The following is a 13,524-nucleotide window of genomic DNA, read 5'->3' on the forward strand; positions in this document are numbered from 1 at the left end:
TAAATGAAAAAGAAACTTATTGGATTGGCAATTCTTGGATGTTGCCTATTGTTAGCTGGATGTAACTCAAAAAATGAGAGTGAATCGAAGGAAAAAAAAACGGATCAAGGAAAAGTTGCAAAAAAAGAAGTATCTGAAAATAATTATGCCTCAGCAGACAATTCATTTGCTGTAAATAATGAAAACTTTATCAGCCCAGACTTTGAAGCAAAGCTGACAGGATCAAGTGTTGTTAGTGGAGACGATAATGCAAAGTACCTTGTAGTTTTTTATACCTTTACTAATAAAACAAATGTCTTTAAATCAGGACAAGAGGTATTTGAAAAGTATTTGCAAGCTAACCAAGCATCAAATAAAGATGAGATGGAAACGTTATTTATAGATCATCCAGAACTTAGTGAACAGATTAAAAAACTTTCAGATGAATCTACAAAAGAACAAGAGCAAGGGAAAGCAATTCCTATGGCTACAGTTTATAAAACAATTTCAGATAAAGACTTAAGATTAGATTTTTTAGATGCTGAAGGATCAACAATAGTATCAAAAAATTATTTGATTAAACTAGATTAGTTCCACTATTTAATAAAGAGTATTTACTAGAGAAGTAAAAAATAAAATCGGTTAAATAGAATAAAAAAAGACCTATAGCTAAATTCTACTCATACGAATGACAGAATTTAGTGGTAGGTCTTTTTTTCTAGTTTGTTTGAAAGCTCATTTTCTCAATTCGATCAAATGCTTCTTTCAATATAGTTATGTCTTGAGTTGCTGCTAAACGCACATAACTATCCCCAGTTGTTTCGCCAAAAGCTTTTCCTGGGATCATCAATACATTTGTTTCTTTTAAGACTCTTTCAACAAAGGGGACAGACGTTAAACCAGTTTTTGAAATGTTAATGAACGCATACATACTGCCCTTGACTGGATGTAATGAGAGAAACGGAATAGACGAAATTCGTTGTTCCAGATATTCTAGACGCTCTTTAAAAATGGTTACAACTGCTGGAGTCAGTGTTTCAGCATGATTTAATGCGTAAATACCAGCTTGTTGAGAAGGGCTAGGTGCTGAGTAGGTTATACTTTCATTGATCACCTTCGCAGCGTCGTTGATATAATCGGGAGCAATCATATACCCAATACGCCAACCAGTCATCGCGAAGGCTTTTGAGAAACTGCTAAATGTAATCGTATTGTCAGGAGCAAATGTTGCCATTGGGACGAAATCATCATAAAAACAAAACGCTTCATAGACTTCATCTGAAAGAATATAAAAATCATGTTTGATCGCCAATTCAGCAATCGCTTTAAATGTTTCAGGAGAAAAAACGGCTCCAGTAGGATTGTTTGGTGAATTGATAATAATTGCTTTTGTTTTATCTGTGATGGCAGCTTTCAAAACATCAATATTGATTTGAAAACCATCCTCTTCATAAGTTGGAATAAATACTGGTTTACCACCAGCAAAAATTACTTGATCTTTGTAGGGTGAAAAATAAGGTTCATGAATAATGACTTCATCTTCAGGATCTAACAATACTTGTAACGTTAAATACATGCCATGTAAAGCACCAACAGTTGCTCGAACTTGATCAGGTTTAAAAGATAAACCATATTGTTTTCGATAAAAGGCAATAACAGTATCAATAAATTCCTGACTACCGCCAGAAGCGGTATATTTTGTGTGCCCATTTTTCACATCTGTAAAAGCGGCATCAATAATTCGTTCATCTGTAATCAAATCGGGATCTCCGATCGACAGGTCCAATAAATCAGGTACTTGTTTTGCTAAAGTGGCAATATCCATTAAGATATTTTCAGCAGGTTGTTGATGTTTCTTTGCAATGTTTAGTCGATCCATTTTGTTACCTCCAATTACTTGTTGCTTAACTTCATTCTATACTATTTTTTTAAGAGGGCAAAGTAAGTTTTTCTACTTACTTTGCCCTCTTGTAGTTTTTACAACACTTTTCTTAAAAAATCTTGTGTTCTAGGATTTTTCGGTTGACCGAAAATTTCTTCTGGGGTGCCTTCTTCTTGTATGATTCCAGCGTCCATGAAAATCACACGATCGGCAACTTCACGGGCGAAGCCCATTTCATGTGTAACGACCACCATGGTCATTCCCTCAACGGCCAAAGCTTTCATAACGGCTAAAACTTCACCAACCATTTCTGGATCTAGTGCAGAAGTTGGCTCATCAAACAGCATTACATCAGGATTCATCGCTAGTGCTCGAGCGATGGCTACCCGTTGTTGCTGTCCGCCAGATAAACTAGAAGGATAGCTAGTCGCTTTGTCTTTCAAACCGACTTGTTCCAATAAAGTTAGAGCCTTTTCTTTAGCTGCTTCTGGGGTTTCCTTTTTGACTTTGATAGGGCTGATTGTCAAATTATCTAAAACTGTCTTATGAGGAAACAGATTGAAATTTTGAAATACCATGCCCATTTTTTGACGAAGCGCATCAATGTCAGTATCTTTATCTAATAAATTTTTACCTTCAAATTCAATGCTTCCAGCTGTTGGTTGTTCCAATAAGTTTAAACAACGTAAGAAAGTACTCTTTCCACTACCAGAAGGGCCGATAATCACGACAACCTCCCCAGCATTTACATCTAAATCAATCCCTTTTAAGACTTCATTTTTTCCAAAGGTTTTGTGCAAGTTTTTAATATTAATCACTAGTATTCATTCTCCTTTCAGCAACACCTAGTAGGCGAGAAATGGTAAAGGTTAAAACAAAGTAAATCAATGATACCACTAGATAAGGTAAGAACGGTTTAAAGCTGGCACCTTGAACATTGCCGGCTTGGAAAATCAATTCTGAAACCCCGATAACAGAAACCACAGAAGACTCTTTAATGACTGTTACAAATTCATTTCCTAGTGCAGGTAAGATATTTTTGATTGCTTGCGGTAAAATAATGTAGCGCATGGCTTGTGGTTGATTCATGCCCAGAGAACGAGCTGCTTCTAATTGTCCTTTATTAACAGCGTTGATTCCAGCACGAACGATTTCAGCAACATAAGCACCACTATTTAATGCAAGAGCGATACAACCAGCAGCGATTTTTGATAAATCAAGACCCAATACGCCTGTACCAAAATAAACAATAAAGATTTGGACTAATAAAGGTGTTCCACGAACATATTCAATGTAGCAGATCGCAATACCACGTAAAATTTTGGATTTAGAAAGCTTCATTAAGGCGAGTAAACCACCTAGTATGGCACCAAATAATACACCCATAAAGGCTAAGAAAATCGTATAGCCCGCACCACTGATATAAAATTTACCGTATTTACCAAGGAAGCTTTGATCATCTGTAAACATCAATTTACCTGCTTCTTTTTTATAACCATCTAATAAATTATTGTCATTGATCGTTTTGATCGAAGCGTTGACTTTTTGCTCTAAAACAGGAGCATTTTTAGGAATGGCTACCGCTGCATCTTTTTGTCCTTGTTCGAACGTAACATCAGCGAAAGTTAAGGCTTTATCACGATCGACATAAGCTTCAGCAACTGGACCTTCTAAAACTGCAGCATCAACTTTTTTATTTTTTAAGTTCATAATGATGTCGGGTACTTTTTGTAAAGAGGTTGGAATCGAACCGACTAATTCTGTTTTTGCCAGCTCTTCTTGAGTGGTTTGCTTTTGAACACCAACTTTTACCCCGTCAAAATCTTTTGTTGATTGGAATAGATCTTTGTCGTCTTTTCTAACCACAACTTTTTGCTGAACGGTCATATACGGTGTTGAAAAATTAACTTCTTGGAGACGTTCAGGAGTGGGTGCCATGCCTGAAATAATTAAATCGATTTTACCAGTTTTTAATGCACCTAATAATGCATCAAAACCCAGTTCTTCAATTTTTAATTTGACACCTAGATCATCTGCGATTTTTTGTGCGATTGAGATGTCAAAACCAACGACTTGGTCTTTACCATCAACATCTGCATGGAATTCATACGGTGCATAGTCAGCAGATAGTCCAACGATCAATTCACCACGTTTCATGACGCTGTCGTAGACCGGATCTTTCTCTTCGGCTAGAGCGGTTGTTACTGGTAGAAAAGTGAGTAATACCAGCAATATGGGAATAATAATGGCTAAGGTTTTTTTACATAGTTTCATTTGTTCTTCTCCTTTATGATAGAATGATAACGGTCAAGTAAATTCAACTGTTGTGATTTTCAATAAATATTCTAAAAATGGTGTATAAATGTATAAAAATTTATTGTTTTTAGATGTGTTTTATCATATCATAGATTAAGGGAAAGGAAAAGTGAATTTTAGCAAGAAGTTAAAAAATTTCGCTTTTGCATAAAAATAAGTAAAAAATGAAAGGTTGAGACAGATGAATCAATCATTGATCGTTAGAGGAGCGCCACAGGAATATGAATGCCGTGTTGGTGCTTGGGATGATTTAGAAGAACATTTAAATAGAAGAAAGCTTAAACGTGTTATGATTTTACATGGTCGAGATTCTTGGGAAGCGGCCAAATCCTATTTTCCTACATTAGTGAATATTGATGCACAATTTGTAGATTATGGTGGAGCCTGTACAGATGAGAAAACAGTCGAATTAAAACAACAATTTGAACAAGCAGGTTTAGAAGGAATTATCGCAGTTGGTGGCGGGAAAATTGCAGATTTAGGTAAAGCGGTGGCAAACCAATGTAATACACCTATCTTGATTTTACCTACATTAGCTGCAACATGTGCGGCGTATACACCACTAAGTGTGATCTATAAAACAGATGGTTCTATGGATCGCTATGATGTATTTGCTCAAAGTAATGCATTGGTTTTGATCGAACCTAAAGTTATTCTTGATTCACCTATTGAATTGATGATTGCAGGTATTGGTGATACTGTGGCTAAATGGTATGAAGCAGATGCGATGATTTCGCAATTAGCGGTACAGCCAATCGAAATCCAGGTTTCTGCTTTTGCAGCCAAAAAATGTCGAGATGTTTTACTGGCTGACAGTCAAGAGGCGCTTGTTGCTATGAAGCAGAAAAAAATCAATCAAGCTTTTTTAAATGTAGTGGAGACGAATATCTTACTTGGCGGAATGGTTGGTGGCTTTGGTGATGATTATGGGCGGACTGCTGGGGCACATTCAATTCATGATGCATTGACGATTTTACCTGAAAGTCACCAACAGCTACATGGTAATAAAGTGGCTTACGGTGTTTTTGTTCAGTTAGTGATCGAAAATAAATGGTCAGAAATCAAACAACTAATTCCGTTTTATCACAGTCTTGATTTACCAATTTCTTTAAAAGGGATGAATATGAATTTATCAGAGGATGATTATCAGCGCATTGCTGAACGTGCTGCTGAGCCGCATGAAACGATTCATTATATGAAAGAAAAGATTACGCCTGAAATTGTGAAAACAGCAATGATGGAACTTGAAACAGCAATGAGCGATAAATAAGAGCCGTTTAAAAACCTGGGAGCTGGATAATTTTTTATCTAAGCTCCTTTTATTGTAAGTCGCAGCAACTGTCTGCAGAGCTGATGGGAACACAATACTTGGCAAGCGAAGAGAGAGGCGTTTCATTTGTCTAAGGATATCCTAAAGAAAGCCTGCAAAACCTTGCAAATACGAACAAAAAAAAGTATGATGAGGAAAGTGTAAATTTACAAAAGAAAGTAGGAAAATGAATGACAGAACCAGCCATTCGTTATCGTTTAATAAAGAAAGAAAAACATACTGGTGCCCGTTTAGGGGAGATCATCACCCCCCACGGAACATTTCCAACACCAATGTTTATGCCTGTAGGAACGTTAGCGACAGTAAAAACCATGTCACCAGAAGACTTAAAAGAAATGGGGGCCGGAGTGATTTTGAGCAATACCTATCATTTATGGCTACGTCCCGGCGATGATTTAATTGCAGAAGCTGGTGGCTTACATAAATTTATGAATTGGGATCAACCGATTTTAACAGATTCTGGCGGTTTCCAAGTATTCTCATTAAGTGATATGCGTAAAATCACAGAGGAAGGGGTTCATTTTAGACATCATTTAAATGGGTCTAAATTATTCCTTTCACCAGAAAAAGCAATCAATATTCAAAATAATCTAGGCTCTGATATTATGATGAGTTTTGATGAGTGTCCGCCGTTTGATGAAAGCTATGATTATGTGAAGAAATCAATTGAGCGTACGTCACGCTGGGCAGAACGTGGATTGAAAGCTCACGCCAACCCAGATCGTCAAGGATTGTTTGGTATCATTCAAGGTGCTGGATTTGAAGATCTGCGACGCCAAAGTGCCAAAGATTTGATCAGTATGGATTTTCCAGGCTATTCGATCGGTGGTTTATCCGTTGGGGAACCAAAAGCTGAGATGAATCGTGTCTTGGACTTTACAACGCCTTTAATTCCTGATAATAAGCCAAGATACCTAATGGGAGTTGGAACAGCTGATTCGTTGATTGATGGGGTCATTCGTGGGATTGATATGTTTGACTGTGTATTGCCAACGAGAATTGCTAGAAATGGGACTTGTATGACCTCTAAAGGTCGACTTGTCGTTAAAAATGCGCAGTACGCAAGAGATTTCCGTCCGCTAGATGAGAAATGTGATTGCTATACGTGTAAAAATTATACTCGTGCTTATATCCGTCACTTGATCAAAGCGGATGAAACATTTGGTATCCGTTTAACTTCTTATCATAACTTGTATTTCCTATTGAATTTGATGAAACAAGTCCGTCAAGCGATCATGGATGACAATCTACTAGAATTTAGACAAGCATTTTTTGAAGAATATGGGTTTAACAAAGAGAATGCGAAAAGTTTCTAAAAAAATGATCAAAAGACTAGTGTTGTACACGAAATTTTGTTACAGTAAACTAGTGATTATAGGATAGAGAGGTGAATAGATAATGGGCGGAGGACTTTCGTTTATTTTACCATTAATTCTTTTAGCTGGAATGATGTTTTTTATGACACGTTCCCAAAAGAAACAACAAAATGAACGTCAATCACTTTTAGAAGCAATGAAAGTGGGCGATAATATTGTAACAATCGGTGGATTACATGGCGTGATCTCTGAAATCGACAATGACAAAAAAACTGTATTGATCGATTGTGAAGGAATCATCCTTGAATTTGATCGTGCAGCAATCAAAACTGTAAAACCAGGTACTGTGGTTACAAATGACAGTAGCGTTACAGTTGTTGAGACAGAAGAAACAGTTGTTGAAGAACCAACTGTAACAATAACTTCTGAAAACAACGAAACGAAAGAATAAATTCCAGCTTGCTGGAATTTTTTCTTTCTAAATCTATTTAGGCTTCATACATAGTGTAGGTTTTAGAAAGAGGGCGAGAACCATCGAAAAGTTATCTTGGCACCAAAAATTCTTATTAAAAAAAGAATTAAAAATAAAATGCCGTTCTTTTCAGCAGCTTGGTTATTCATCAGTTAACGAGACAGAATTGATGAACTATCTTGTTTCTTATCGTTGGAAAAAGCAAGCTCCACCATCGATCAAAGCGTGTCGAGAAGACATTTTACATATTGAGCCAAACGAATTTTTTGATTACCAGCAACTAATTGCACAAACAAGTAGTCTGACAATCAAGGATTGGCAAGACCTAACGGATCTATTCTAACGGAGAATAGATTCTTTTTTCTTTTTGTATAATAAAAAGCGCTTACTTGAAAAAGATGAATAAAAAAAACGATAAATGTGAAAAAAATCACAATAAAACTATTTACAAGAAAAAAATAATGTTGTATGATGTGTATGTGAAATAGTTAACAAACAAAAAATAACTAACTTATTTTTCTAGGAGGATCACAATGGCTAAAACAATGAAGAAAGAAGATACCAAAACGACTGATGTATCAGCAATGATCGACGAGTTGGCAAGAAAAGCAAATATTGCTTTAAAAGAAATGGAAGACTTCGATCAAGAAAAAGTTGACCACATTGTGCACCAAATGGCAATGGCAGCATTAGACCAACATATGCCTTTAGCAAAAATGGCTGTAGAAGAAACTGGCCGTGGAATTTACGAAGATAAAGCAATCAAAAATATGTACGCTTCTGAATATATTTGGAACAGCATCAAGCATGATAAAACGGTTGGTGTTATCAATAAAGACGACCAAACAGGCTTAATCGAAATCGCTGAACCAGTTGGGGTGGTTTGTGGTGTTACACCAACAACGAATCCAACATCAACAACCATTTTTAAAGCGTTGATTTCAATCAAAACACGTAATCCAATCGTATTCGCGTTCCACCCAAGTGCACAAAAATGTTCTGCTGAAGCTGCTCGTATCGTTCGTGATGCAGCCATTAAAGCAGGTGCTCCAGAAAACTGTGTACAATGGATCGAACAACCTTCTTTAGAAGCAACTTCAGGTTTGATGAATCATCCTGGTATTGCCATTGTTTTAGCTACTGGTGGTAGTGCTATGGTTAAATCAGCCTATTCAACTGGTAAACCAGCGTTAGGTGTTGGACCAGGGAATGTTCCTTCATATATTGAAAAAACAGCTAAAATCAAACGTGCAGTAAACGACTTGATCGTGTCTAAATCATTTGATAACGGCATGATTTGTGCTTCTGAACAAGCTGTGATCGTAGATAAAGAAGTTTATGCAGCAGTAAAAGCTGAATTTGAAGCACATCAAGTGTACTTCGTTAAACCAAACGAATTACAAAAACTAGAAGATGCTGTGATGAACGAAGGAAAATATGCTGTTAATCCAGCAATCGTTGGGTACTCTGCTGAACATATCGCAGAACTCGCTGGAATCAAAGTACCAAAAGGCACAAAAATTCTAATTGCTGAACTTGAAGGAGCAGGAGCAGAATACCCACTTTCTCGTGAAAAATTATCGCCAGTTTTAGCGATGATGAAAGCAAAAAATACAGATCACGCCTTTGATTTATGTGAAGCAATGCTTGAATTAGGTGGCTTAGGACATACAGCAGTGATCCATACAGAAGATGAAGACCTACAAGTGAAATTTGGTTTACGCATGAAAGCTTGCCGTATCTTAGTAAACTCTCCATCTGCTGAAGGCGGAATCGGTAATATCTATAACGAAATGATTCCTTCATTAACATTAGGCTGTGGATCTTACGGTAAAAATTCAGTCTCTAAAAACGTATCTGCTGTTAACTTGATCAACGTCAAAACTGTAGCGAAACGGAGAAATAATATGCAATGGTTTAAATTACCGCCAAAAATTTTCTTTGAAAAAAATTCATTACAATATTTACAAAAAATGGAAAACGTTGAACGTGTCATGATCGTTTGTGATCCAGGAATGGTTCAATTCGGTTATGCTGATACAGTCCGTAAAGAATTACAAAAACGTAAAAACGACGTTCAAATCGAAGTATTCTCAGCTGTAGAACCAAATCCATCTACAAACACAGTGTATGCTGGAACAAAAGTCATGGTTGATTTTGAACCAGATACGATCATTGCTTTAGGTGGGGGATCTGCAATGGATGCGGCTAAAGGCATGTGGATGTTCTACGAACACCCAGATACAGAATTCTTTGGTGCTAAACAAAAATTCTTAGATATCCGTAAACGTACGTATAAAATTGAAAAAGCAGTTAAAACACAATTTGTATGTATCCCAACAACATCAGGTACGGGTTCAGAAGTAACACCATTTGCCGTTATTACAGATAGTGATACCCATGTGAAATACCCATTAGCGGATTATGCATTAACGCCAGATGTTGCGATCATTGATCCTCAATTTGTCATGTCAGTTCCAGCTTCTGTAACAGCGGATACTGGTATGGATGTCTTAACACATGCAATCGAGTCTTACGTTTCAGTTATGGCTTCTGATTACACACGTGGATTAAGCTTACAAGCAATCAAATTAGTCTTTGAACACTTAGAAAACTCAGTGAAACGTCCAGATGCTGAAAGTCGTGAAAAAATGCATAATGCATCAACAATGGCTGGTATGGCTTTTGCCAACGCATTCTTAGGAATTTGTCACTCAGTAGCACATAAAATTGGTGGAGAATATGGGATTCCTCACGGACGTACAAATGCGATTTTATTACCGCATATCATCCGTTACAATGCCAAAGATCCTTCAAAACATGCAATGTTCCCTAAATATGATTACTTCCGTGCAGACACAGATTACGCTGATATTGCGAAATTCTTAGGTCTTAAAGGAAAAAATACAGCAGAATTAGTGGATGCATTAGCAACAGCTGTTTATGATTTAGGTGTATCTGTTGGAATTGATATGAACTTGAAAGCACAAGGTGTGACACAAGAAATTCTTGATTCAACTGTTGATCACATGGCAGAATTAGCGTATGAAGATCAATGTACAACAGCAAATCCAAAAGAACCGTTGATCAGTGAATTGAAACAAATCATTATTGATGCCTACAATGGTTAATTAAAAAAGTTCGAAGAGTAACTGAAAAGTTGCTCTTCTCTTTTTGTTTAGAGGTATAATAAAGTCAAAACAAATGGGAGTGAAACAAAATGACCATCAGAGAAGCAAAACTAGAAGATGCAGAAGCGATCAATCAGTTAAATACGTACCCGTTAAAGCATGAATACCCACTAGAAGAGGCTAAACGGCAGTTACGCTACTTATTATCTTCACCTACGAATAAAGTATTTGTACATGTTATAGAGGAAAAAGTAGTTGGTTATATTCAATTAAGCGAATATGTTTGTACTTATGGACCCAAATTGATGAATGTTATGGCTCTTGTAGTAAATGAAGATATTCATGGTCACGGGATAGGCAGATCATTACTGAATCATGCCGAACTATGGGCTAAAGAAAACAATGCTGAAGGTATCCGTCTAAATTCAGGTGTTGAAAGAACGGAAGCGCATAAGTTTTACGAACATCAAGGATATAAAAGAGTTAAAAACCAAGTGAATTTCAGAAAATTGTTTGATTAAAGAAGAGAGAAATAGCTGCCGTAATGAATAAAATTGTCTATTGACAAAGTAAATTATGAAATGCTACCATGGATAAATAACAAAGAAGAAAGGAGGGAGCGAAATGACAATGAGTCAATTCAAAATAAGTAAAAGTCAGAAATGGGTTGTAGAGCGTTATCTTATATTGAAGCAATGGCAAAAATCATGTTTTTTTGCTTTCTCTTTCAGTATATAGACCTTTTTAAGTTAGCTACTTAAAAAGATAAGCCGTCGATCATTTTTGATTGGCGGTTTTTTGTTGAAATTTTATGGAGGTGAATCCAATGAGTGGAAGAAAAGGAAACAAACAAAGCGGCTAAGGAATGCGGTCGACATTTTGCATTCCAGACAATAAAAAAAGAACGAGGAATCAGAATGTTAACAATTAAAGGGAAATATAACGAAGCACAAGTATTTACAGACATGTTAGATGATAATACGATCGGACAAATTATGTCTTTATGTAACCAAGAATTTGCTAAAGAAAGTCAAATCAGAATCATGCCGGATACTCATAGCGGTTCAGGCTGTGTTATTGGCACAACGATGACAATCAAAGACAAAGTAGTCCCAAATTTAGTCGGAGTTGATATCGGCTGCGGCTTGTATGTTGTGAAGCTAAAGAAATCCATCAAAACAAACTTTGATAAACTAGATCGAATCATTCGCACAAGAATTCCTAGCGGATCTCAGTCCCATGATAAAAGCCAACATGAGTTTGAACTAGGTAAAATCCATGCACCGATCCACAAAGGCTGGGCTCTAAGAAGTTTAGGCACACTTGGGGGCGGCAATCATTTTATTGAAGTGAACGAAGGAACAGATGGTTTATATTTAGTGATCCATAGCGGCAGTCGTGTTTTAGGTAAAGAAATCGCTGAATATCATCAAGAAGTAGCCTATCAAAAGCTATCACAACAAAGAAAAGCTTTAAAAATAGCTGCAACTCACGCGAAACAAAAGGGTGATACTGAAAGAGCTCATGAACTACAATTAGCACGAGAATCAGTAAAAATTCCCTATGAGCTATCGTATGTAACAGCAGATGATTTAATGAACTACCTAGAAGATATGAAAATTGCACAAGCATATGCCGCTATGAACCGTAAAATCATGGCTGAAACAATTCTTAAAGGCATGAAATGGAAAAAAGCTATCATAGAATCGTTTGATTGTCCTCATAATTATATTGATTTAGAAGACAAACTGCTAAGAAAAGGAGCTGTCTCTGCCAAGCTTGGTGAAAAAATCATCGTACCCTTGAATATGAAAGATGGCAGTATTTTAGCAACGGGTAAAGGCAATCAAGATTGGAATCAATCAGGACCTCATGGAGCGGGAAGAGTATTGAGTCGCTCGCAAGCCAAGGCAAAAATCAGCTTAGAAAGTTATCAGCATGCTATGAAGCATGTCTGGACGACCTCTGTTTCAAAGAAAACGATCGATGAAGCACCCAAAGCGTATAAGCCAAAGAAACAACTAATGGAAGATGTCAAAGAAACGATGACTATTCAAGAAGTGATTCGACCACTCTATAATTTTAAAGGCTAGACAAAAAAGACAAGAATATTTTTAAAACAGCTAAAGCTTCTATATAATAAAAGACAGAACAGATCTAGTTGAAAAGACCGTGAAAATCAGTTTTATCAAGAAAGGATGATCCAAGATGTCTAAGTTTTCTCCATGTTTATGGTTTGATGGAAAAGTCGAAGAAGCTGCTGAATTTTATGTCAATGCGTTTGAAGAGAGTAAAATCAATAAAGTCGATTACTATGTGGATAGCGAACATCAACCCAAAGGCTCAGTTTTAACTGTGACGACAACCTTAGCAGGGCAAGAAGTCATTTTATTGAATGGTGGTCCAGAGTTTAACTTCACACCAGCGATTTCGTTTTTTGTGGAATGTGAAACGACAGAGCAAATCGACAAGTTATGGGAAACATTAAGTCATAATGGAGAGGTGTTGATGGAATTCGGCGAATATCCATTCAGCAAGAAATATGGTTGGTTGAATGATCAATACGGTGTTTCATGGCAATTAGTTCTATCTGAAACACCACAGTCTATCACACCGAGTTTCTTATTTGTTGGTCAACAATTTGGTAAGGCAGAAGAAGCAATGAATCAATGGATCGAAATCTTTGGTGAGGGTAAGGTTGAGTATGTCCAAAAAAATCCTGATGGTACTGTTGCACAAGCGGTATTTACAATGCATGGACAACCATTTAGGGTTATGGATAGTGGAGAAGCACATGATTTTACCTTTACAATGGCGACTTCGTTTTATGTGTATTGTAAGGATCAGGCAGAAATCAATCAGCTATGGGATGCCGTCACTTCTAAGGGCAAAGAATGGCCGTGCGGTTGGATGGAAGATGAGTATGGTGTGTGTTGGCAAACCGTTACAACAGATATGGATACGCTATTTGATAACTCAGATCCTGAAAGAGCTTATCGGGTAATGCAGGAATTGTATAAGATGAAACGGATCGACATTGCTGCGTTGAGAAAGGCGTATAAAGGATAAGAAAAAACTGGTTTTCATAGATACAAGGA

The 13,524-nt window shown here is 36.8% G+C and carries 12 protein-coding genes; 9 read left to right on the forward strand and 3 right to left on the reverse strand.

Annotated features, from left to right (window positions below):
- Positions 1 to 3 precede the first annotated feature (3 nt).
- On the forward strand, positions 4 to 570 hold the full coding sequence (locus ATZ35_RS08375; RefSeq protein ID WP_208930360.1) for a DUF5067 domain-containing protein: 567 nt from the start codon (positions 4 to 6) through the stop codon (positions 568 to 570).
- 127 nt (positions 571 to 697) lie between these two features.
- Here ATZ35_RS08375 and ATZ35_RS08380 read toward each other — a convergent pair whose 3' ends face one another.
- The 3 genes from ATZ35_RS08380 to ATZ35_RS08390 all read right to left on the reverse strand — a co-directional run bounded on the left by ATZ35_RS08380 (position 698) and on the right by ATZ35_RS08390 (position 4,135).
- On the reverse strand, positions 698 to 1,858 hold the full coding sequence (locus ATZ35_RS08380) for a pyridoxal phosphate-dependent aminotransferase (protein WP_208930361.1): 1,161 nt from the start codon (positions 1,856 to 1,858) through the stop codon (positions 698 to 700).
- A 98-nt stretch (positions 1,859 to 1,956) separates the two neighbouring features.
- The gene (locus tag ATZ35_RS08385) at positions 1,957 to 2,679 is read right to left on the reverse strand and encodes an amino acid ABC transporter ATP-binding protein (protein ID WP_208930362.1); all 723 of its coding nucleotides are present in this window, start codon (positions 2,677 to 2,679) and stop codon (positions 1,957 to 1,959) included.
- Complete coding sequence (locus tag ATZ35_RS08390; protein WP_208930363.1) at positions 2,672 to 4,135, reverse strand: ABC transporter substrate-binding protein/permease; 1,464 nt, start codon at positions 4,133 to 4,135, stop codon at positions 2,672 to 2,674. Before ATZ35_RS08390 ends, ATZ35_RS08385 begins: the two co-directional genes overlap by 8 nt.
- Before the next feature lie 223 nt (positions 4,136 to 4,358).
- Here ATZ35_RS08390 and ATZ35_RS08395 point away from each other — a divergent pair, with 223 nt between their 5' ends.
- The 8 genes from ATZ35_RS08395 to ATZ35_RS08430 all read left to right on the forward strand — a co-directional run bounded on the left by ATZ35_RS08395 (position 4,359) and on the right by ATZ35_RS08430 (position 13,495).
- Positions 4,359 to 5,447: an iron-containing alcohol dehydrogenase family protein gene (locus ATZ35_RS08395; protein WP_208930364.1), complete on the forward strand. Its 1,089-nt coding sequence runs from the start codon at positions 4,359 to 4,361 to the stop codon at positions 5,445 to 5,447.
- A 230-nt stretch (positions 5,448 to 5,677) separates the two neighbouring features.
- Positions 5,678 to 6,823 carry a tRNA guanosine(34) transglycosylase Tgt gene (gene tgt / locus ATZ35_RS08400; RefSeq protein WP_010771116.1) on the forward strand — a complete coding sequence of 382 codons (1,146 nt, stop codon included), beginning with the start codon at positions 5,678 to 5,680 and terminating at the stop codon, positions 6,821 to 6,823.
- An 82-nt stretch (positions 6,824 to 6,905) separates the two neighbouring features.
- Complete coding sequence (gene yajC / locus ATZ35_RS08405) at positions 6,906 to 7,274, forward strand: preprotein translocase subunit YajC (RefSeq protein ID WP_208930365.1); 369 nt, start codon at positions 6,906 to 6,908, stop codon at positions 7,272 to 7,274.
- Positions 7,275 to 7,320: 46 nt separating this feature from the next.
- On the forward strand, positions 7,321 to 7,638 hold the full coding sequence (locus ATZ35_RS08410) for a post-transcriptional regulator (protein ID WP_208930449.1): 318 nt from the start codon (positions 7,321 to 7,323) through the stop codon (positions 7,636 to 7,638).
- 190 nt (positions 7,639 to 7,828) lie between these two features.
- The gene (gene adhE / locus ATZ35_RS08415) at positions 7,829 to 10,426 is read left to right on the forward strand and encodes a bifunctional acetaldehyde-CoA/alcohol dehydrogenase (RefSeq protein ID WP_010762677.1); all 2,598 of its coding nucleotides are present in this window, start codon (positions 7,829 to 7,831) and stop codon (positions 10,424 to 10,426) included.
- An 89-nt stretch (positions 10,427 to 10,515) separates the two neighbouring features.
- On the forward strand, positions 10,516 to 10,947 hold the full coding sequence (locus ATZ35_RS08420; protein ID WP_208930366.1) for a GNAT family N-acetyltransferase: 432 nt from the start codon (positions 10,516 to 10,518) through the stop codon (positions 10,945 to 10,947).
- A 396-nt stretch (positions 10,948 to 11,343) separates the two neighbouring features.
- The gene (locus ATZ35_RS08425; protein ID WP_208930450.1) at positions 11,344 to 12,519 is read left to right on the forward strand and encodes an RtcB family protein; all 1,176 of its coding nucleotides are present in this window, start codon (positions 11,344 to 11,346) and stop codon (positions 12,517 to 12,519) included.
- Positions 12,520 to 12,634: 115 nt separating this feature from the next.
- Positions 12,635 to 13,495 (forward strand): VOC family protein, encoded by an 861-nt coding sequence (locus ATZ35_RS08430; protein WP_208930367.1) that lies wholly within the window; start codon positions 12,635 to 12,637, stop codon positions 13,493 to 13,495.
- Positions 13,496 to 13,524: the final 29 nt, after the last annotated feature.

It is taken from the genome of Enterococcus rotai (genome assembly GCF_001465345.1).
Taxonomy (GTDB): Bacteria; Bacillota; Bacilli; order Lactobacillales; family Enterococcaceae; genus Enterococcus_L; species Enterococcus_L rotai.